Source organism: Peribacillus sp. RS7 (assembly GCF_041956845.1).
Lineage (GTDB): Bacteria > Bacillota > Bacilli > Bacillales > DSM-1321 > Peribacillus.
On sequence record NZ_CP168135.1, the window covers coordinates 233,067 to 253,092 of the forward strand.

The 20,026-nt window shown below is 41.9% G+C and carries 21 protein-coding genes; 3 read left to right on the forward strand and 18 right to left on the reverse strand.

Translation table 11 applies throughout. From position 1 onward, the window contains the following. Positions 1–77: 77 nt before the first annotated feature. The 8 genes from dnaK to gpr form a co-directional block, all read right to left on the reverse strand. Positions 78–1,910 (reverse strand): molecular chaperone DnaK, encoded by a 1,833-nt coding sequence (gene dnaK / locus ACDZ29_RS01290; protein WP_289325800.1) that lies wholly within the window; start codon positions 1,908–1,910, stop codon positions 78–80. Positions 1,911–1,947: 37 nt separating this feature from the next. After that, positions 1,948–2,544 (reverse strand): nucleotide exchange factor GrpE, encoded by a 597-nt coding sequence (gene grpE, locus ACDZ29_RS01295; protein WP_375089561.1) that lies wholly within the window; start codon positions 2,542–2,544, stop codon positions 1,948–1,950. A gap of 98 nt (positions 2,545–2,642) precedes the next feature. Next, a complete protein-coding gene (gene hrcA / locus ACDZ29_RS01300; protein WP_289325801.1) occupies positions 2,643–3,671 on the reverse strand; it encodes a heat-inducible transcriptional repressor HrcA in 1,029 nt (342 codons plus the stop codon). A 123-nt stretch (positions 3,672–3,794) separates the two neighbouring features. Beyond that, positions 3,795–4,946: a radical SAM family heme chaperone HemW gene (gene hemW, locus ACDZ29_RS01305; RefSeq protein ID WP_375089562.1), complete on the reverse strand. Its 1,152-nt coding sequence runs from the start codon at positions 4,944–4,946 to the stop codon at positions 3,795–3,797. Positions 4,947–5,035: 89 nt separating this feature from the next. Further along, on the reverse strand, positions 5,036–6,871 hold the full coding sequence (lepA, locus tag ACDZ29_RS01310) for a translation elongation factor 4 (RefSeq protein WP_375089564.1): 1,836 nt from the start codon (positions 6,869–6,871) through the stop codon (positions 5,036–5,038). A 176-nt stretch (positions 6,872–7,047) separates the two neighbouring features. Beyond that, positions 7,048–7,371 carry a YqxA family protein gene (locus tag ACDZ29_RS01315; RefSeq protein ID WP_289325804.1) on the reverse strand — a complete coding sequence of 108 codons (324 nt, stop codon included), beginning with the start codon at positions 7,369–7,371 and terminating at the stop codon, positions 7,048–7,050. Between the two features lie 20 nt (positions 7,372–7,391). After that, positions 7,392–8,591, reverse strand: a complete 1,200-nt coding sequence (gene spoIIP, locus ACDZ29_RS01320; RefSeq protein WP_289325805.1) for a stage II sporulation protein P — start codon at positions 8,589–8,591, stop codon at positions 7,392–7,394. A gap of 86 nt (positions 8,592–8,677) precedes the next feature. Continuing rightward, positions 8,678–9,796 carry a GPR endopeptidase gene (gene gpr, locus ACDZ29_RS01325; RefSeq protein WP_289325806.1) on the reverse strand — a complete coding sequence of 373 codons (1,119 nt, stop codon included), beginning with the start codon at positions 9,794–9,796 and terminating at the stop codon, positions 8,678–8,680. Positions 9,797–10,082: 286 nt separating this feature from the next. On the opposite strand from gpr, the gene rpsT reads away from it, so the two are divergent. Beyond that, on the forward strand, positions 10,083–10,349 hold the full coding sequence (rpsT, locus tag ACDZ29_RS01330; protein WP_034308554.1) for a 30S ribosomal protein S20: 267 nt from the start codon (positions 10,083–10,085) through the stop codon (positions 10,347–10,349). 88 nt (positions 10,350–10,437) lie between these two features. Here the strand turns inward: rpsT and holA are convergent, their stop codons facing one another. Further along, complete coding sequence (gene holA / locus ACDZ29_RS01335; protein ID WP_289327355.1) at positions 10,438–11,454, reverse strand: DNA polymerase III subunit delta; 1,017 nt, start codon at positions 11,452–11,454, stop codon at positions 10,438–10,440. Between the two features lie 341 nt (positions 11,455–11,795). On the opposite strand from holA, the gene ACDZ29_RS01340 reads away from it, so the two are divergent. Then, complete coding sequence (locus tag ACDZ29_RS01340; protein ID WP_289315614.1) at positions 11,796–11,930, forward strand: YqzM family protein; 135 nt, start codon at positions 11,796–11,798, stop codon at positions 11,928–11,930. A gap of 75 nt (positions 11,931–12,005) precedes the next feature. On the opposite strand, the gene ACDZ29_RS01345 is transcribed toward ACDZ29_RS01340, so the two are convergent. The 3 genes from ACDZ29_RS01345 to ACDZ29_RS01355 all read right to left on the reverse strand — a co-directional run bounded on the left by ACDZ29_RS01345 (position 12,006) and on the right by ACDZ29_RS01355 (position 15,613). Continuing rightward, on the reverse strand, positions 12,006–14,312 hold the full coding sequence (locus ACDZ29_RS01345; protein WP_375089566.1) for a DNA internalization-related competence protein ComEC/Rec2: 2,307 nt from the start codon (positions 14,310–14,312) through the stop codon (positions 12,006–12,008). 25 nt (positions 14,313–14,337) lie between these two features. Beyond that, a complete protein-coding gene (locus ACDZ29_RS01350) occupies positions 14,338–14,898 on the reverse strand; it encodes a ComE operon protein 2 (protein WP_289325808.1) in 561 nt (186 codons plus the stop codon). A gap of 79 nt (positions 14,899–14,977) precedes the next feature. Then, positions 14,978–15,613: a helix-hairpin-helix domain-containing protein gene (locus ACDZ29_RS01355; protein WP_370015859.1), complete on the reverse strand. Its 636-nt coding sequence runs from the start codon at positions 15,611–15,613 to the stop codon at positions 14,978–14,980. Between the two features lie 143 nt (positions 15,614–15,756). On the opposite strand from ACDZ29_RS01355, the gene comER reads away from it, so the two are divergent. After that, positions 15,757–16,554: a late competence protein ComER gene (gene comER / locus ACDZ29_RS01360; protein WP_375091083.1), complete on the forward strand. Its 798-nt coding sequence runs from the start codon at positions 15,757–15,759 to the stop codon at positions 16,552–16,554. Positions 16,555–16,654: 100 nt separating this feature from the next. On the opposite strand, the gene ACDZ29_RS01365 is transcribed toward comER, so the two are convergent. The 6 genes from ACDZ29_RS01365 to aroE are packed head-to-tail and all read right to left on the reverse strand — an operon-like array spanning position 16,655 to position 20,020. Next, entirely contained in the window at positions 16,655–17,398 is a 744-nt protein-coding gene (locus ACDZ29_RS01365) for a class I SAM-dependent methyltransferase (protein ID WP_370015860.1), read from the reverse strand. Next, positions 17,395–17,751 (reverse strand): ribosome silencing factor, encoded by a 357-nt coding sequence (gene rsfS, locus ACDZ29_RS01370; RefSeq protein WP_057218744.1) that lies wholly within the window; start codon positions 17,749–17,751, stop codon positions 17,395–17,397. Before rsfS ends, ACDZ29_RS01365 begins: the two co-directional genes overlap by 4 nt. Then, positions 17,751–18,323 (reverse strand): bis(5'-nucleosyl)-tetraphosphatase (symmetrical) YqeK, encoded by a 573-nt coding sequence (gene yqeK, locus ACDZ29_RS01375; RefSeq protein WP_375089568.1) that lies wholly within the window; start codon positions 18,321–18,323, stop codon positions 17,751–17,753. Before yqeK ends, rsfS begins: the two co-directional genes overlap by 1 nt. Beyond that, positions 18,313–18,882, reverse strand: coding sequence for a nicotinate-nucleotide adenylyltransferase (locus tag ACDZ29_RS01380; RefSeq protein WP_289315607.1), 570 nt, complete (start codon positions 18,880–18,882; stop codon positions 18,313–18,315). The genes yqeK and ACDZ29_RS01380 overlap by 11 nt, the downstream gene beginning before the upstream one ends. Before the next feature lie 11 nt (positions 18,883–18,893). Continuing rightward, the gene (gene yhbY / locus ACDZ29_RS01385) at positions 18,894–19,184 is read right to left on the reverse strand and encodes a ribosome assembly RNA-binding protein YhbY (protein ID WP_207437102.1); all 291 of its coding nucleotides are present in this window, start codon (positions 19,182–19,184) and stop codon (positions 18,894–18,896) included. Beyond that, positions 19,178–20,020, reverse strand: a complete 843-nt coding sequence (aroE, locus tag ACDZ29_RS01390; protein ID WP_289325812.1) for a shikimate dehydrogenase — start codon at positions 20,018–20,020, stop codon at positions 19,178–19,180. The genes yhbY and aroE overlap by 7 nt, the downstream gene beginning before the upstream one ends. Between the last annotated feature and the right edge of the window lie 6 nt (positions 20,021–20,026).

Consider the following 20,026-nt stretch of genomic DNA (forward strand, 5'->3'; position numbering starts at 1 on the left):
CCTGACTTTGACTTTTCTACAATGGCAGGCAGAAATGAACTGCCCAATATTTATCAGTGTCCCGATTGGGTCACTTTTTATTTTTTCTCTTCTTCGTTAACTTCCGTGTATTCTGCATCAACGACATTATCGTCTTTAGCAGATTCGCCAGCACCGGCTTCGCCAGCTTGCTGAGCTTTTGCCGCTTCTTCATAAAGCTTCATTGTCAAAGCTTGAACGATTTCATTAAGTGCATCTTTTTTCACGCGGATTTCTTCAAGCTCATTTTTCTCGATTGCAGCTTTCAGTTCGTCCTTCGCTTCATTTGCTTTTGTTACTTCAGCTTCGTCCACTTTACCTTCTAGATCTTTAAGCGTTTTTTCCGTTTGGAAGACTAATTGATCAGCTTCGTTACGAAGTTCAACTTCTTCTTTACGTTGTTTATCGCTATCGGCATTTTCTTCCGCTTCACGTACCATGCGTTCGATCTCTTCATCAGAAAGTCCTGAAGATGATTTGATGGTGATCGCTTGTTCTTTGTTCGTGCCAAGATCTTTCGCACGAACGTTCACGATACCATTTTTATCGATATCGAATGTCACTTCAACTTGCGGAATTCCACGCGGTGCAGGTGGAATGTCACTCAATTGGAAACGACCGAGCGTTTTGTTATCCGCTGACATTGGACGTTCACCTTGAAGAACATGGATATCAACTGCTGTTTGGTTATCAGCCGCTGTCGAGAATACTTGTGATTTACTAGTTGGAATCGTAGTATTACGGTCAATCAGTTTCGTGAACACTCCGCCCATCGTTTCAATCCCAAGTGAAAGTGGAGTTACATCCAGAAGGACAACGTCTTTAACATCTCCTGTTAATACGCCACCTTGAATTGCAGCACCCATAGCCACTACTTCATCAGGGTTTACACCTTTGCTTGGTTCTTGACCGATTTCCTTTTTGATCGCTTCAACAACCGCAGGAATACGTGTAGATCCACCAACAAGGATTACTTTGTCAATTTCAGACGCTGAAAGGCCAGCATCTTTCAATGCTTGACGAGTTGGTCCCATAGTACGCTCAACAAGACCTGAAGAAAGCTCATCGAATTTTGCTCTAGTCATCGTTACGTCCAAGTGAAGCGGGCCAGCATCCCCAGCTGTGATGAATGGCAAGGAAATTTGAGTTGAAGTTACACCGGAAAGATCTTTTTTCGCTTTTTCAGCTGCATCTTTCAAACGTTGTACCGCCATTTTATCTTTTGAAAGGTCAATTCCATTTTCTTTCTTGAATGCTTCAACTAGGTAATCGATGATGACTTGGTCGAAATCATCTCCACCTAGACGGTTGTCACCGGCTGTGGACTTAACTTCGAAAACGCCATCTCCAAGTTCCATGATCGATACGTCGAATGTACCGCCGCCAAGGTCGAATACAAGGATCGTTTGATCTTCTTCCGTTTTATCCAAACCGTATGCAAGTGCTGCAGCTGTAGGTTCGTTGATGATACGTTCCACTTCAAGACCAGCAATTTGACCAGCATCCTTAGTTGCTTGACGTTCTGCATCATTGAAGTAAGCAGGTACAGTGATAACCGCTTTTGTAACTTTTTCGCCAAGATACTCTTCAGCGTATGATTTTAAGTATTGAAGGATGATTGCAGAAACTTCCTGAGGTGAGTATTCTTTTCCTTCAATTACTTCTTTATGGTCGGTACCCATATGGCGTTTAATGGAAATGATTGTGTTAGGGTTTGTAATCGCTTGGCGTTTTGCCACTTCCCCTACTTGTCTTTCTCCATTTTTGAATGCCACTACGGATGGTGTTGTACGGTTTCCTTCTGGATTCGGGATTACTTTTGGTTCCCCGCCTTCAAGTACAGATACACAAGAGTTTGTTGTACCTAAGTCAATACCTATAATCTTGCTCATAGTTTCACTACCTCCCAATTTTTTATATGTAAAAATCTTATTCGTTCACTTTAACCATTGCAGGTCGAATCACACGGTCTTTTAGAAGGTATCCTTTTTGGAATTCCTCGACGACGATGTTAGAACCGAAGTTTTCATCTTGAACTTGCATGACCGCTTGATGCAAACGCGGATCGAACTCTTCACCAACCGAACTGATCGGTTCGATGCCTTCTTTAGTCAATGCATCAGTAATCGCTTTGTAGACCATTTCCATGCCTTGAAGCAGGGATTTCGTCTGTTCATTTTCCGCTTCGATTTTTGTAGCTCTTTCAAAATTATCAAGAGCTTCCACTAAATCACTGGCAATACTTTGAACTCTATATTTTTGAGCCGCCTCCATATCAAGCTTGGCACGGCGTCTTGAATTATCAAAATCGGCCTGCAGACGAAGATAACGGTTATCCATTTCTTCGATTTTTGCCTGAAGCTCAGCAATCTTTTCATGAGCCAATTGAAGTTCATCTTTTTCAACCGGAGTTTCCTCCTGGTTTTGTTCTGCTGGAGTTTCTTCTTCAGCGAAAACTGCTTCTGCAGCGCTTTCCTCGATTGTTTCATTTTCCAATGTTTTTTCTTCATTTTTATTTTCTGTCACAATCTCACCTCCCTAAAAGGGTTATACAATTTATGCTAAAGTAATAGGTCAGGCTGCGGAATATGACCTCCGCCACCTTAACAATATTACCTTTGCTACTATTTTTGATACAGTTTTGTCATTAGGGCCGTTAAATCTTTCGAGAAAAACGAAAGCAAACTGATCACTCGCGAATATTCCATTCTCGTCGGACCCAATATGGCTAATGTGCCCACTTGCTCCTGCCCGATTGAGTATGTTGCCGTAATCAAACTGCAGTCATCGAGCACTGTGTTTTGATTTTCACGGCCAATCTTGACGTGGATGCCCGATGGATTTTGAGTAATGAGTTCATAAAAACCCTGCTCCTGCTCAATCATCGATAAAAGCGTGCTTACTTTAGCAATATCATGGAACTCAGGCTGCCTTAGCATATTCGTTTTCCCGCCGAAAAATATTTTTTCGGGCTTTGTGTCCGTCAGGGTATCCGCCAGGACAGAGACCATCGATCCATAGTTATGGATGTGACGGCTCAAAAGAACAGCCACTTCCTTGTAGATCTTATCCTTTAGATCAACTAGCGGAACATCGACCAAACGGGAATTCAATATGTTCACCATCTTTTCAATTTCGTTTATATCAAAAGAAGGCGGTAAGGAAATCATTCGATTTTCCACATGACCTGTATCAGTAATAATGATGGCTATTGCCGTTTCCGGGCTCAAAGGAATGATTTGGATTTTCTTCAGCTTATGCTCATTCACTTTTGGCCCCAGTACAATCGCCGTATAATTCGTCAGTTCCGAAAGTATTTTCGCTGACTTCTGAACGATCTTTTCCAATTCATAAATTCGTTCTACAAAAACGGATTTTAATATCTTCATTTCATTCTTTTTCGGAGCTTGAGGAGAAAGTAAATGATCCACATAATATCTATACCCTTTTTCAGAAGGAATCCTACCGGAAGAAGTATGGGTTTTTTCTAAAAATCCCATTTCTTCAAGATCAGACATTTCATTGCGAATTGTGGCAGAGCTGAACGTAATTTCTTCTTTCTTCGACAAGCTTCGTGACCCGACTGGCTGGGCAGAATGGATAAAATCCTCGATTATCACTTGTAGAATCAATAATTGACGATCAGTTAGCATGTATGATCACCTCTGTTAGCACTCTGTCTCTTCGAGTGCTAATATACTAATAAATTATCAAATGAAGCTTATGATGTCAACAATGAAAACCGCTAATTACTCGTAAAATAACATAGATTAACTTCACTCGGAATCAATAATGCCCAAAAATGATTGGAACACTTCATTTCCAAGCAGTTTCCCCCGCTCCGTCAAGCGCACGAACCCGCCTTCCACCTTAAGGAGACCCTTTGCCGATTCTTCTTCGAGCGGTTTCCTGAAAATCTCCGTCATTTCAACAAAAAATTTACTCTTGAAGGTTTCCAATGAAACTCCTTCCGTTTTCCGGAGACCCAAAAACATCTCCTCTTCCATCCGTTCATGAAGCGGTACTGGGCGTTCCTCCAATACAGGCAGCTGGTTCGCCATCAATGGTGTGATATATTTCTTCACCGGTCCATGATTGGCCACTCTTTTTCCTCCAGTATAGCCATGTGCACCGGCACCAATCCCATAATACTCCACATTATCCCAATATGTCAGGTTGTGCCGGCTTTCAAACCCAGCACGGGCAAAATTACTGATTTCATATTGATGCAGTCCATGCTTCTCCATCTCTTCCATCAGCTTCTCGTACATCGAAGCCTCGAGCTCCTGCGGCGGCAGGTTTAATTTACCCCTTCGCATCTGATTATAAAAAACCGTTTTCGGCTCAACGATCAATGAGTAGCTGGAATAGTGCGGCAATTGAAGGGCAATCGCTTTATCCAACGTGTCATTGAAATCTTCCATAGTTTGTCCCGGCAATCCGTAAATCAAATCGATGCTGATATTCGTAAAGCCAACTTCTTGAGCCAAATGAATCGTTTCATATACTTCAGAAGCCCGATGAGTCCGGCCTATTCGCTTTAATAATTCATCATTGAAGCTTTGCACTCCAAAGCTAAGTCTATTGACACCTGAATGATAAAGTATCTCGAGTTTTTCTCGCGAAAGATCCCCTGGATTGGCTTCGAATGTATATTCAGCCTTTGTTGGATCAAATGGCAGGGTTTCATTGATCGCTTCACATAAAAAAGCAAGCTGCTTTTCATTTAGGGAGGTCGGTGTCCCTCCACCGACGAATACCGTATCCAATCCTGCAGTCGGGTATTTGGAAAGTTGCATCACCATTTCCCTTTTCATCATCTGTAAATATTCGTCAACCGGCTGTCCCTGTAAAAATACTTTATTAAAATCACAATAGTGACAAATATGTTCACAAAATGGTATATGGAGGTAGGCGCTTTTAATCATTGTGTTCACAACCTTTTAATCGAATGAGTCGATAGAAAAAGAGGCTAGATCTCCTCTACCCTCTTTTTTCTATCTATCGTTTATTTTATTTATTTTTTCGGTGTCGTATCATCCATTTTCAAAACAGCCATGAAAGCTTCTTGCGGCACTTCAACGGAACCTACCTGTTTCATCCGCTTTTTACCTTCTTTCTGTTTTTCGAGCAACTTACGTTTACGGGAAATATCGCCGCCGTAACATTTAGCCAATACGTTTTTGCGCATTGCACTAATCGAAGAACGGGCCACGATCTTTTGCCCGATCGCTGCTTGGATCGGCACTTCAAATTGTTGTCTTGGAATCAATTTCTTCAATTTTTCAACAATGACTTTACCGCGTTCATAAGCAAAGTCCTTATGAACGATGAAACTCAACGCATCCACAGTTTCAGCGTTCAGTAAGATATCCATCTTCACAAGCTTGGACGGTTTGTAGCCGATCAACTCATAATCGAATGAAGCATAGCCTCTAGTATTGGATTTCAACTGATCGAAGAAATCATAAACGATTTCCGATAATGGTATTTCATAATGAATGCTCACACGAGTCTCATCGATATATTCCATATCAATGAAGTTACCGCGTTTATTTTGACAGATTTCCATGATCGTTCCGACGAACTCTGTCGGTGCCATCATCGTTGCTTTGACATATGGCTCCTCGACTCGTTCAATCTTTTGAGCATCCGGCATATTGGAAGGGTTATCTACTTTCAGGACCGTTCCGTCTGTCAGGATCACATCATAAATAACACTCGGCGCAGTGGTGATCAGATCAATTTTGAATTCACGTTCAATCCGTTCCTGGATTATTTCCATATGAAGGAGTCCAAGGAATCCGCAACGGAAACCGAAGCCCAATGCTTGCGATGATTCCGCTTCGAACTGTAACGCTGAATCGTTCAATTCCAACTTCTCTAATGCATCCCTTAAATCATTGAATTTCGATGCGTCAATTGGGTATAAACCGCAATATACCATCGGATTCATCTTCCGGTAACCCGGCAATGGCACTGTCGCACTATTCACGGCACTGGTAATCGTATCACCAACAGTCGTATCACCAACGTTTTTAATGGCGGCAGTAAGGAAACCTACATCACCGACGTTAAGTTCATCCAAAAGCTGGGTTTTCGGATTGAAGACACCCAATTCGGTTACATCAAATTCCTTGCCAGTGGACATCATTTTGATTTTGTCGCCCACTTTAATGGAACCCTCAACAACACGGATATAGGCAACCACACCGCGGTACGCATCAAACAGTGAATCGAAAATAAGCGCTTTGAACGGGGCATCGGGATCTCCCTGTGGTGCTGGCACCAATTCAACGACCTGCTCCAAAATCTCCTCGATTCCGATTCCCGCTTTAGCGGAAGCCAAAACTGCATCGGAAGCATCCAATCCGATTACTTCCTCGATTTCTCCACGTACCCGTTCCGGATCGGCACTCGGCAAATCAATTTTATTGATGACCGGGATGATTTCCAGGTTGTTGTCCAAAGCTAAATACACGTTTGCAAGCGTTTGGGCCTCAATTCCCTGTGCCGCATCGACAACAAGGACAGCACCTTCACACGCTGCAAGGCTTCGTGAAACTTCATACGTAAAATCGACATGTCCCGGTGTATCAATAAGATGGAAAATATATTCTTCGCCATCTTTCGCATTATATTTCAGTTGAATCGCATTCAATTTAATCGTAATTCCACGCTCTCGCTCTAAATCCATGGAATCCAACAGTTGACTCTTCATTTCACGCTGAGTCATTGCGTTCGTTTTTTCAATGATACGATCCGCCAATGTAGATTTTCCATGATCAATATGAGCGATGATGGAAAAGTTACGAATCTTTGATTGTCTTTTTAATTTTTCTTCTCTATTCATGACGTTCACTCCCACTAGTCGACACAATACACTATTTTTTATTATATCAATAGAAAATGCAAGATTCAACAGAATAGTTACAAAAGAAGCATCATTGTAGGGCAAAGGATAAAAAAAGGCTGCATTCCGGATTCGGATGCAACCTTTTGATAGGGCACACTCAACTTATTCCATACCTAAATCATATCAATAAGTGCTTGAAAGGCCCCTGATATCGTATCTCCAAGCGTTTTGCCGATCGATGAGAAAAAGTTGAAGGCTTTCATTTCTTCAAGCTTTTCTTTTTTCGACTCCAAATCATGACTTGTTACTTTTTCGCCAAGAATATCCGCTTCCATCTCCCCTTGATCCGATTGGTTAATAATGAATGCACTATTCAAAGAGGGATCTTCATACCCCTTCATTTTTTTCATCCCATCGTTCGCTTGCTGCATCCCAATCAGAACACCTAAAAATAATACGAGCACAATCCCAGTACATTTCAACCAAAACCGAACCATGATAGAGAACTCCTTTCAACTTACTTCGATTCCGATTCCCCAGTCGTTTTATCAACAGCTTTGGCATCCCAGTAAAATTCACTGAAAACATCGGTAAAGGCATCAACGGTTAAGTACATTTCCTCGAAAGTATTATCAACACCGCCAATTTCCAAGAGCATGGCATTGCTTGACAAATCCTGATTGTATACTCCATTCTTCCCCGCTCCGCCTTGTTTCATAACCCCTCGTGAAATGCCAGGGTATTTTTTCTCCAAAGCTTTATGAAGCTTATTGGCAAGCGCTGCATTTTTTTCGAAGTTCGGGTTATTGCCCCCGACCACGAAGGCAATCTTGGCATAATCTTTACCGTTAATGTTAATGGTCGTATGATTTTTTCGTTTAGAATCACGATGGATATCAATGATATATTCTAGATCTTTGTTGGTAGCCAACGCAGTCTGAACGGATTTACGAGACTCTTGATAGGATTTGGCATAATTCAATCCTTTATTATTCAAATTGCCCATAATATCCGTTTTATCAAGCGATGATCCTATCCCTTTATCAGCCATGTCCTCCACCATTCGTGCACCGAGTTTTGTAATGTTGATTTTAGAATGGTAGGCTAGGTCCGGATTGGTCACCCCTTTTAAATAAGGAAGATACGATTCCCGGTTATGGCTATGGTAAATCTCGACCACTTTCCGTCCATTGGTCGTTTGATTCGGCTGATTGGCCACTCCTTTTTCCGGTTCTTCAATCTCATCCAGGTTTTGCAGGGATGCATCCCTTTCTTCATTCAGGACGTCTACTGGCGGCGAGGATTCATACGGCATATTCGTATAATTCGTTCCTTCACCAGCCACGAGGATCTCATTATCAAAAATCGAAAAGCCAGGAAGTTCCCTGCCAAGTAAACTTCGCGGGTCCTCCAATGAAATGTTAGTCGAGACTTTTATCAATTGATTCGTGATAACCGATTCCTGCTTACCTTCTGGCAGGGCATTAAAAAAATAGTGGTTTTCATTGGCCAGCATCGAGAACAGCATTTTTCCCGAGAATTGGTTGGCTACAGTATGTACGGAATTCGAAGATATCCGATACTCCGGTCTTAGGGAAGTCATGACACCACTGACTGAAAAAACAAAAAGAAGCAAGGCGAGAATACCTAGAAAAGTTTTTATTATTGTTGATCCGTGAATAGCTGTTATGATTCCTGGGGAATTTCTTCTTTTCATCTTTCCACCCTCTCTATAGCTTGTCTATTAATACCTATGACTTTGCTAGAAAGGGTAGAACACCATTTTTGGGCACTGAAAATGATTTAACGGGTATAGTAGCCCGTATTTTCTTGATTTATTGAATTATGCAAGGCAGCATTTAATCCATTAGCTATCAAATTGGCCATATCTTCAATGAAAACATCCACTTCTTTGGGCGTAACCATTAAATTATGACCAAGTGGCGAAAGCACCTCATAAATCAATTTCCGTTTCTCTTCATCAGGGAGGACACCTATCATTCCCAAGAAAGTTTGGCGTTCCTTTTCACCTGGCATATCCTCTTCGGTCAGCTTTGTCCGCTTTCCAAAACTGAATCCAGCGGGTGCCAACGAACGGGATGGTCTGTCCCCTTCATTCATTTCCTTGCCAAAGTGCTTCAAGATATAATCAATCGTATCGCTTGCTATCGATACGGCATCCACGACAGTAGGTATTCCAATGGCTATAACAGGAACTCCCAGGGTAGCCTGACTCAATTCTTTTCGTTTATTTCCAACACCAGACCCTGGATGGATGCCTGTATCCGTAATTTGAATCGTGGAATTCACACGATCAATCGAACGGGCAGCCAATGCATCAACGACGATCAGGAAATCAGGGTTACTTTTTTCGATGACTCCTTTTATGATGTCACTCGTCTCGATTCCCGTAATCCCCATCACACCAGGGGAGATCGCACTGACCGGCCGATAGCCCTCCTTGACCGACTCAGGCTGCAATTCGAACAAATGTCTTGTGACTACAAGGTTCTCAACGACTGCAGGTCCCAGAGCATCGGGAGTAACATTCCAGTTACCAAGGCCGACAACTAAACAACTGCTTTCCTTGGTGATTTTATTCCGTTTCAAGAAGTACGCCAGTTCATTGGCAAACACCTTTTCCACCCGTTGCTGAGTATCCGTATCCTGCTGGCGGATTCCCTGGACTTCGATGGTCAAATAGCTGCCCTGTTTTTTACCGATTTCTTTTTCCCCTTCAGCCGTGACCTCGACTAAGGATACCTTCAGATCTTCCACTTCTTTTTCCTTAATAATGACCCCTTCAATATGGGATACATCCACTTCCTCAACGACACCTTTATGTTCAAGGGCAATTTCCTTTGCTTCAATCGCCAAATCTGTTCGAATTCCGTATTCACTAAGGTCCAAATTATTTTCCATAACGGCCTCCTGATGTTTGAATTGTATCTAATCTAGTAATTTTTATGGTCTCTCTTAAACATTCTGTCGTTTTTGCTTTTTTATTATTCATTTTTTTGATACAATGAATTATGACGAGATGAATTTATTACTGAAATTATAATTCCTTTTATAATTCCTTTTCGATTCTCAATCTGAAGTATTGCATATTTATGAGCAGTCTGATAGAATATCACTTGTGCTATTTGATATGGATTTGAAAAGTCGAGTTCATATAATCTCGATTTCTTTGTAGGAGGTGAACGGAATGCCAAACATTAAATCTGCTATTAAACGTGTAAAAATCAACGACAAAAAACGCGTTCATAACATTACTGTTAGATCAACTATGCGTACTACAGTGAAAAATGCTGAAGTTGCATTAGCTGGTGAAAACGTTGAAGCTGCTAAAGAAGCTCTATTAACAGCTGCTGTGAAATTAGACAAAGCTGCATCTAAAGGATTAATCCATAAAAATGCGGCAGCCCGTAAAAAATCTCGTTTAGCGAAAAGACTTAACGCTCTTAACGCATAATGACAAAAAATTAAACGATCCAATTGGATCGTTTTTTTTGTGCGTGTTTTTTCGTATAAAAAAGGTGGCAGGGTTTCTGCCACCTTTTTTATGATCTGATTTTTAAAAGCAGCAGCTCAAGCGTGATCGCCTTATCGGCTTGGCCGGTCTTCATTTTATAATCAGCCTCCGCTAAGTCGTTCATGATGGACAACAGCTCGCGTTCCTGGAATTTCCCCGTCTTTTCGAGGGCCAGTTTCACCCTGTATGGATGCACCTTCAGTTGTCCCGCAATTTTTTGCTGGCTATAGCCTTGACGGGAAAGCTCTTTCACTTGATACATTAGCCTGACTTGTCCAGCCATGACACTTAAGATCTTGATCGGCTCTTCGTTCTGCCTGAGAAGATCGTGTAAAATCGTCATGGCACTTTCCATCTTCCGCTGTAAGACATGATCAACTAGCGTGAAGATATTCTGCTCAAGGGATTTAGCGACCAGCTTTTCCACTATCTCGACCGTAATATGTTTATCAGCTTCTGCATAAAGGACCATTTTATCCAGTTCATTCGTCAGCATCATCAGATTCGTTCCTGCAAGTTCAAGTAAAAGCTCTGTAGCCTGTTCATCTATTTGGACAGAAGAAGCTTCGACCCGCTCCTTTACCCACACCTTTAACTCATGATCACCAAGCTTCTTCGCTTCAACGAGAACCGCCTTACGCTTCAGTTCCTTGGTGATTTTCTTCCGTTCATCCAGTTTCTCATAAGGTGCGGTCAAAACGACAATAGAATAAGGAACCGGATCAGCCAAATACGCTTCCAGTCTTTTCACATTATGTTCAACTCTTGACTTCGTTTTTTCAGCTGTCAAAAAAAATGGGTTTTGCATGAAAACAAGGCGCCTTTCCCCGATAAATGGGAGGGTTTCGACATCTTCAAGCGCTGTTTCAACAGGCGTCTCTTCTAAATCAAATTGAGAAAAGTTAAAATCCATCTCATCTTCGTGAAGGACATTCTCGATCAATAGCTGCTTCGTTTCATTAATTAGGTAGGCTTCCGTTCCATATAACAAGTATACTGGCGCGAATTGCCCTTTTTTTATACTTTTCCATACATCTAATACCAATAGAATCCGCCTCTTTTTTATGTATTCTTCTCTAATGGTATAGGTGGATGGACCATTTGACAAGCTATAAAGGGAACTAGCCCCCTAAAGGACTAATTCCGAATCTATATGAACACTTTCAAGAAAGGCCCGGGTAATCTTCCTTGAAAGCGGGTAAAGTATTCATGTAGAACAAAATTGAGCTTTTCTTTTTTCGCTTGCTTTGTTTGTACTTTTATTTTGACCTCAAAATCCCAAACTATTTGTGACAACTCTTGTCAGTAAAGGAAATGAAGAAATGAAGCCTGTAGATTTTTTTTTGGTAATGTTTTATACTATTAGCAGAAATAGGAGGGGTAATAATGAACGAATTCGAAAAGAATGTCCAATCCAAGACAGATGACGTCGCTGATTCCGCTATGGGATTCATCGGTTCTTTTGTATTTTTCGCTGCCTTGTTCACCATAGCTGTCGTCGTTAAAGCTGTCGGATCCTGATTTCATTACTACATGCACTTATTTTTCCTGATGGAGGCTGCCGTTGCAGTCTCTTTCTTTTTGATTTTCTACATACTATGGAAGTGTCTTCCGAAAGGTTCCTCTCCTTTTGTAATACTTATAAATTATAGATCCATCCTCATCCGTCCTGAACACCTTAATGCCATTTCTCTCCAGATTCCCAATTACGTCTCCGTGTGGGTGACCGTAGCGATTTTCTTTTCCAACCGAAATAAGAGCAGCTTTCGGCTGTAGCTGTTCAAGGAATAACGTGGAAGAAGAAGTTTTACTGCCATGGTGACCAACCTTCAAGATATCCGCCTGCAACTGCGGAAATGTGCTTAATAGCTCCCTTTCGCCCTCTTCTCCCATATCTCCAGTAAATATCCATGACAATCCCCCAATCTCTGAGTGAAGGACTATCGATGAATCATTCTTATTGTCTTCCTTTTCATATGGACTTAGCACGGAAAACTGCGCTCCGTCCACTACCCAATGGTCCCCCCTCTTCAAGACGGTCATTTTCATCTTTTCATCTCTTGCCATGGACACAAAATCCAAATTCCGATAATGATCCTCACTCCAGCCTCCTATGACGATCTCCCCAACTTTGAAATTCTCAATTAATTCTCCTGCACTTCCCATATGATCTGCATCCGGATGGGTTAAAATCAGTTTGTCCAATTGGTGGATTCCTTTACTTTTCAATAATGGAATGATGATATCATCCGCCGTGTTGAACTTCTTTCGCTTTTTTGCCCATGTTTCGATTGGAAATGTAATTTGCCCACCCGTATCAATCAAATAATTACCGCGATTGAATGGCAGGATAATTAAAATGGAATCACCTTGTCCAACATCGATCATCTGTACTTCAACAAAAGGTGAGAACCTTTGTAAATTATATTGAAGAAGTAATAGGACAATCAGTATTCCGCACCAAATTTTACTTTTTTCAAAAGATTCATCCCAAGTCAGGTATAACCCTAAAAGGGAAATAACAAGTAATGCCATCATGATGAAGGGTGGTTTTCCAAACGCAATGGAGGCCAGTGGCAACTCGGATGCTGCATCCGCGACTTTATTACAAAGTATGAAGGTGAAGTTCAATATAGTTATGAGGAGCTGCCCAAGGGAAGGCAGTAATAAATGAATGAAGAGGGTAATTAATGAAAATGGAAGCAAAATGATCGAATAAAGCGGAACATACAATACGTTCAAGAACACGCCAAGAAAAGATACTTCAAAAAAGTGAAAAAGCAAAGTGGGAAGGGCTGCCATTTGGCAGATGGAACTGATGATGAATAGCTGCATCGTTTTTTTGGGGTATCTTAAAAAAATGCTTGAAGACATGATAATGGAGAAAGTGACTGCGAATGAGAGCTGAAAACCTATATCATAGAGCATATTAGGTTGAAAAAACAATAGTGCCATATAAACCGATCCGATTGCGGCACCCGCCGAGATCCGCTTCTTGAATAGCAAGAGTAAAAAGAAAAGCATAGCCATTAAACAGGATCTCACCACCGATGGGCTAGCACCTGAGAGTATCATGTAAACTGGAAGGAAAATCAGGATGGCCACCATCATTCTTTCCCTTGTAATTCCAACCCTGATGCCAAGATAAAATAACACCCCCGTTAAAAAACTGACATGAAGACCGGAAATCGCCAGTAAATGAACCAGACCCAGCCGCTGATAATTAGCAAGGTCATCTTCATCTATATATGTCTGGTCGCCGAATATGAGTGCTGCGACAAAACCGCTCGATTCTTCCGGAAAGTGTTCTCTAATATACGTAATTCCCTTCAGGCGCAAATTACGAATCGAAATGACAATCGAGTTTCCAACTTCTTGGCAATCTCGAAATGATATGGAATCAGCGTTAAATATCCAATGGGTGCCTTGGCGGAAAAGGTAACGCTGATAATCGAAACTGTTTTCATTCCTGTTTTTGTCGGGAATTCGCAAGTTCCCTTCGGCGGGACAGGATAAACCGATACGCAGAAGCTGGCCCAGCTTTTCCTTTTCTTGTTCGGTGTTGATTTTATAACGAAGCATTAACCGTTCGCCTTTCTCACTGCCCACGAATCCTTTTAATGAATTTCCATCTATATTCGGCTGATCGGTAAATGTGATGATAAATTGGCTTTCCGTTCCATGATAGGCCGTGTTGTTTCGGTGATCGGAGAAGGAGGCGGCCCCTAAAAAAATCCCCATGATCATTAAATGAATGCTAAGGGCCTTCACACTTAACCCGACCGAAAAATAAAGGAAACAGAGAAAAATAAAGATAATGATCAAAAGTCTTACATTTAAAAATGAATGGGCCGAAACTCCAAATGTAGCCGAGAAGGCTAATAAGAGAAGGTGCCTAGCCATGCCTGCCCCCTGTCCGATTTAAGATTTAATTGTCAAATATCTGTTTGGCCTGCTTTTCCAGCTCCAATACAGCTTCTTTTCCCAGACCTGTTCGTTCAAGCTGAGCTAGCAATGAGAACACAAAGTCCTTTTTTTCTTTTCCATTAACATCGATGGCCCCTTTTGCTTCAACCTTTTCGGTCTTGACACCAGCCTGTTTAAATAATTCCAGAGCATATGGATGATTTTTGTAATCCTCCGCATAATAAACTGCTTTGATTCCAGCTTGGATGAGTGATTTACAGCACTGCAGACATGGAAAATGCGTCACATATATTTCAGCCCTATCAGTAGGCACTCCAAATTTCGCACATTGTAAAAGTGCATTCATTTCAGCATGTATCGTTCTGACACAATGATTATCAATTACATAACAGCCATCATCAATACAGTGGGTTCCGCCAGCAATTGACCCATTATATCCTCCAGCAATGATTCGGTTATCCCGGACGATCGTCGCTCCTACAGTGAGGCGTGTACATGTACTTCTTAAAGCTAATAAATGGCTTTGCGCCATGAAATATTGATCCCAACTAATCCTGTTCATGTTGTATCCCCTTACTCACTAGAATGATTTTCTTCAATTTTACCCTCTTCCTGTTCATTTGTGTAGCATATTCAATCATTCATTGAACCGAAATGGACTCCTGTAACTTTTCAAACGTTTTATCGCCGATTCCCGATACCTTCTTCAAGTCATCTACCTGCTTGAATTTCCCTACCGTTTCCCTATATTCCAGGATCGCAATCGCTTTGGATGGTCCAATTCCCGTCAGGGTTTCTAAATCTGCCTGGGTAGCTGTATTCAAGTTCACCCGTCCTTCTGATGTCCCTTTGGAAGCAGCATTACCAGACGAAACGACTGATATGTCCTCCAAGTTCCCTTTGTCTTCTTCACCTATTTCCGGTACATAAATGACCATTTGATCTTCAACGATTTGGGCAAAATTCACTTTATCCTTATCGGCCTTGTCCGTAAAACTGCCTGCAGCCGAAATCAAATCGATCACCCGGTCACCTGCCTGTGCCGTAAATAACCCTGGGGCCTGTACAGCCCCTTTAACGTCCACTTTAATGATCACCGGTTCGGTTTCCGCTTCATTTTCACTTTGTTCGATTTCATCTCCTTTTGCCGTAACGGAAAATATATCTTCCGTATCAACCGGATCCTCCCCTGGTTGCAAAAAAAAGTAAATCCCCGCTGCCCCCGATGCCGCTGCAACGGTAATCAACGCCATTTTCTTTTTTAAAATTTTATCCATTTCTTTGCCTCCTTGTTTGATTTCTCACGATACATTGTCATAGGACAGATTAAAAATACATAGTGTTTTTAGGAGTATCAATCGCTTTAAGTGAGAGGAGTTGATCGGCATTGAAGAAAATCGGTGTAATCGGAACCGGCAATATGGGTACCATTTTAATCGAGGCGTGGCTGGAGGCAAAAATTTTGAATCCGGCTGATCTAATCATTACAAATCGAACGCTTTCCAAAGCATTGGTGCTGAAAGAAAAACACCCCGGAATCAAGGTGGCGGAAAGCGCAGCCGAAGTCGTCCAGCAAGCGGACTTTATTTTTCTCTGTGTAAAACCATTACAAATTGACAGCCTGTTACAGGGCATCAAACATCATATAAAAATGGAACAACTAGTTATCTCCATTACAAGCCCGCTTTCAGTGTCCCAGCTTGAATCGGCAGTGAAAGCCCCCTGCGCCCGTTTTATCCCCAGCATAACCAACCGGGTGGGCTCAGGGGTATCGTTACTGAGTTTCGGCAATGGCTGCAGTGAGAAAAAAAAGTCGGAATTATACGAATTGGCCTCCGCCATATCGGCACCGGTCATCATTGAAAATGATATCACCCGGGTAGCTTCCGACATCGTCAGCTGCGGTCCTGCCTTCTTCAGCTATTTAGCACAAGCTTTCATTGACGCGGCATGCCAAACGACGAAGATTGATAAAGAAACCGCTACGACTTTGACTGAGAACATGTTGATTGGCTTAGGGGAACTACTTGGTAAAGGAGTTTATACATTGCCGGCCTTGCAGGAAAAGGTTTGTGTAAAGGGTGGAATCACGGGTGAAGGGATCAAGGTTTTAGAAGCTGAAACAGGGGAAATGTTCCATCATCTCTTTCAAGCTACACATGAAAAGTTTGCAGAGGATCTTCAAGAAGTGGAAAAACAGTTCGGCCATCCATATTAATATTCGTAATCAATATCTCATTTCCTTCTAAAAATAAAAAAAAGAGGTCAGACCTCCACTCGTACAGTGATGTACGAACGGCGATTACTGACCTCTTGATTCATTTACTAGCTACAAACAAGATTCTTTCGGTTTCCGTTACAAGCGGTTCTTCTTCAAGATCCGCCAGAATTTCAGAAACCGTAAAACCTGCTTGCTGCAACCACTGTTTATATTGTTCAACCGGATAGGTCCGTTGATAATGCAACTCATCAAAACGGTCATACAGACCACTTTCATCGTCCCTCACGAAAAAACTTAAATCATGTTCCACACTGTAAGGTTCTTCACCTGGGAAACAGTCCCATATATAGGATACTTCTTCACCATTGACAGCAAACGTATGATCACGAAAGATTTCTTCCATTTTATAAATGGAATGGATATCAAACAAGAATAATCCGCCATCCTTCAAATGCTCATGAACCCTGCTGAACGTTTTCACTATATCCGCCTCGTCGCGAAGGTAGTTCAGCGAATCACAAAAAATCGTGACACAGTCAAATTGACCAAGTCCCTCAAGTTCTGCCATATTCTGTTGGAAAAGTGGAATCGATAATCCAAGCTTCACCGCTTTTTCATTGGCAACGAGAAGCATTTCATCGGATAAATCCACGCCGGTGACTTCGAATCCGTGTTGCGCCAATCCAACGGTCATTTCCCCGGTTCCACACGCTAAATCCAGGACTTTCCTTCCACCAATTCCGTACTGTTCCAGCTTCGCCGTAAGGATCATCAGCCATTTTTCATAGGGCGCGTCCTTCATCAATTCATCGTATACATAGGCAAAGCGTTCGTAAGTCATGGAGTCAGTTCACTCTCTAGATCTTCAAAAGGTGCATCTCCCCATAAACGTTCGAGGTTATAATAGTTTCTTTCATCCTTATGGAAGATGTGGGCCACTACATCGCCAAGATCCACAAGCACCCATTTCGCTTCGTCAAAACCTTCAAGACGTTTTACATTGATTCCTGATTCATCAGCTTTGCTCTTCATTTCACGAGCTATTGCTTGTACTTGTTTTTCAGAATTACCGTGGCAGATCAAAAAGTAATCCGCTACAAGGGAAATACCTTGCATGTTCAATGCTACGATATCCTCCGCTCGTTTATCATCCGCCGCTTTTGCTGCAATTACAAGAAGTTCACGTTCAGTCATTACATCTTCTCCTTCAAATTCATGATCAAATCATTATATGTCTTAAATGTGTCAGGGTAAATTGCCTGATTTCTTTTCATTAAAAAAACAACTGTATTCCTTAAAGCCTGGATGACAGCATGATCCAAATTTTGCTTTGCTGTCTGCCTGACTTCGTCGACTCCGGGAAAGGAACGTCCCGGCTCAATATAGTCAGCAAGGTATACGACCTTATCCAAAAGGCTCATTCCAACCCTGCCAGACGTGTGATGGGCAATCGCATCCAATATTTCAGTGTCAGTGATACCGGCTTCCTTTTTTACAAGATAAGCCCCGACAGGAGCATGCCACAGTTCCATATTGTATTCAAGTAACTCCGGGTCCATTTTTTCAGCGATTATAATTTGCTCCATTTCCTCTTTTGGACGAAATTTTGCATAATCATGGAAAATGGCTGCCAGTTCCGCTTTTTTGACGTCGGCACCATACAGTTCAGCAAGTTCAATCGCTGACTCGACCACACCCAAGGTATGAATGTACCTGCGCTCGGTGATTTGTTCTTTGACCAGCGCCAAAGCTTTCTCACGATTCATATAAACCATTCCCTTTAATATACTTCACCACTGGATCTGCTATTAAATATTTCACGGTTTTCCCCGTTCTTAACTTCCTTCGTATCATGGAAGAAGAAATGAACATCTGAGGGACTTTCACCATCGTGATTGGGTATACGGTCTTTTCATTATAGCCAGGGCGCTTCACCCCGACGAAATTGACCATGTTCACCAGCTCGTCAATACGGTGCCAATTCGGTAAATACTCAATCATATCTGCGCCAATTATGAAATAGAACTCATTGCTTGGCTCAAGTTCTTTCAGCAATTTTATCGTATCATACGTATAAGATGTGCCTTTTCTTTCTATTTCAATACCCTCAATATAAAAAGATGGGTTTCCGGCTATCGCGTTTTCCAACATAGCCAGCCTGTCCATATCGGTTACTTCCTCCGATTTTTCCTTATGGGGAGGAACGTGATTTGGCATGAATCTGATTTCATCTAGCTCAAGGGCATCCAGCACTTCATTCGCTATAATTAAATGCCCGATATGTGGAGGGTTGAATGTACCGCCAAGAATTCCAATTTTTTTCATAGATAGGTTCCTTAAGGTAATTTAAGTTGTTTGTTTTCTTTTGATTCTTTATACAGCACAATTGTGTTGCCGATAATCTGAACCAATTCCGCCCGTGCACCTTTTGATAAAGAACGTCCCACATCATTGCGGTCCTCTTCACAGTTTTGCAGGATGCTGACCTTGATTAATTCACGTACTTCAAGCGCCTCACCAATTTGCTTGATGAGATTATCATTGACCCCGCCTTTACCAACTTGAAAAATTGGATTGAGGTGATGAGCCTTTGATCGTAAAAATCTTTTCTGTTTTCCTGTTAACATGTGTTACCTCCTAGTTTGTTCAAGACAATATCTGTCATTCTTGCTGTATCCGGCATAATGCCCGTCCATATCTCGAAAGCGAGCGCAGCCTGGTTGATGAACATCCCCAAACCATTTTGCGTTTCCGCCCCTTTTTCCCCCGCTTCACGCAGCAGCTTGGTATGCAGGGGGTTATAGATAATATCACTGACAATTGCACCGGTTTTAAGCTGGTCGACCTTCAACGGTGAATGATCCAATTCCGGGCTCATTCCTGAAGAAGTCGTTTGGATGATTAAATCATATTGTGATAAGCTTTCTTCCGCTTCGATAATCGAGAGTGCCTTCGATACTTTATCATATGGGCAATCAGAAACAAGCTGGGCCGCTCTTTCCTTTGTCCGGTTTGCAATATCAACTTGCTTTACCCCTTCTTTTACAAGGGTAAAATAAATCGCACGCGCAGCACCGCCCGCTCCGATCACTAACGTTTTTTTAGCCTTAATGTCACCTGATATTTCATCGCATAAAGATTTGAAAAATCCTTTTCCGTCTGTATTATACCCTATAAACCGACCATTTTTGTTAACAACCGTATTTACAGCCCCGATTGCAAGGGCCAGTTCATCCACTTCATCAAGGAATGGGATGATTGAAGTCTTATGAGGGATCGTGATGTTAAACCCTTCTATACCAAGGGCTTTCATGCCTTTTACAGCATCGTTCAAACCTTCATTCGTCACATGAAAATGATGATAAACCGCTTCTATATTTTCTTTTTCAAATGCATCATTATGAATGTCCGGTGACATCGAATGTGCAATTGGATCTCCCATTACCCCATATATCTTTTTCATAGACTA

What these genes read in the sequence shown, in the direction of transcription:
- dnaK (WP_289325800.1), bottom strand. Translation starts at nt 1,910, where the DNA reads ATGAGCAAGATTATAGGTATTGACTTAGGTACAACAAACTCTTGTGTA.
- hrcA (WP_289325801.1), bottom strand. Translation starts at nt 3,671, where the DNA reads ATGCTAACTGATCGTCAATTATTGATTCTACAAGTGATAATCGAGGAT.
- hemW (WP_375089562.1), bottom strand. Translation starts at nt 4,946, where the DNA reads ATGATTAAAAGCGCCTACCTCCATATACCATTTTGTGAACATATTTGT.
- lepA (WP_375089564.1), bottom strand. Translation starts at nt 6,871, where the DNA reads ATGAATAGAGAAGAAAAATTAAAAAGACAATCAAAGATTCGTAACTTT.
- ACDZ29_RS01315 (WP_289325804.1), bottom strand. Translation starts at nt 7,371, where the DNA reads ATGGTTCGGTTTTGGTTGAAATGTACTGGGATTGTGCTCGTATTATTT.
- spoIIP (WP_289325805.1), bottom strand. Translation starts at nt 8,591, where the DNA reads ATGAAAAGAAGAAATTCCCCAGGAATCATAACAGCTATTCACGGATCA.
- gpr (WP_289325806.1), bottom strand. Translation starts at nt 9,796, where the DNA reads ATGGAAAATAATTTGGACCTTAGTGAATACGGAATTCGAACAGATTTG.
- rpsT (WP_034308554.1), top strand. Translation starts at nt 10,083, where the DNA reads ATGCCAAACATTAAATCTGCTATTAAACGTGTAAAAATCAACGACAAA.
- ACDZ29_RS01340 (WP_289315614.1), top strand. Translation starts at nt 11,796, where the DNA reads ATGAACGAATTCGAAAAGAATGTCCAATCCAAGACAGATGACGTCGCT.
- ACDZ29_RS01345 (WP_375089566.1), bottom strand. Translation starts at nt 14,312, where the DNA reads ATGGCTAGGCACCTTCTCTTATTAGCCTTCTCGGCTACATTTGGAGTT.
- ACDZ29_RS01350 (WP_289325808.1), bottom strand. Translation starts at nt 14,898, where the DNA reads ATGAACAGGATTAGTTGGGATCAATATTTCATGGCGCAAAGCCATTTA.
- ACDZ29_RS01355 (WP_370015859.1), bottom strand. Translation starts at nt 15,613, where the DNA reads ATGGATAAAATTTTAAAAAAGAAAATGGCGTTGATTACCGTTGCAGCG.
- comER (WP_375091083.1), top strand. Translation starts at nt 15,757, where the DNA reads ATGGGTACCATTTTAATCGAGGCGTGGCTGGAGGCAAAAATTTTGAAT.
- ACDZ29_RS01365 (WP_370015860.1), bottom strand. Translation starts at nt 17,398, where the DNA reads ATGACTTACGAACGCTTTGCCTATGTATACGATGAATTGATGAAGGAC.
- rsfS (WP_057218744.1), bottom strand. Translation starts at nt 17,751, where the DNA reads ATGACTGAACGTGAACTTCTTGTAATTGCAGCAAAAGCGGCGGATGAT.
- yqeK (WP_375089568.1), bottom strand. Translation starts at nt 18,323, where the DNA reads ATGAATCGTGAGAAAGCTTTGGCGCTGGTCAAAGAACAAATCACCGAG.
- ACDZ29_RS01380 (WP_289315607.1), bottom strand. Translation starts at nt 18,882, where the DNA reads ATGAAAAAAATTGGAATTCTTGGCGGTACATTCAACCCTCCACATATC.
- yhbY (WP_207437102.1), bottom strand. Translation starts at nt 19,184, where the DNA reads ATGTTAACAGGAAAACAGAAAAGATTTTTACGATCAAAGGCTCATCAC.
- aroE (WP_289325812.1), bottom strand. Translation starts at nt 20,020, where the DNA reads ATGAAAAAGATATATGGGGTAATGGGAGATCCAATTGCACATTCGATG.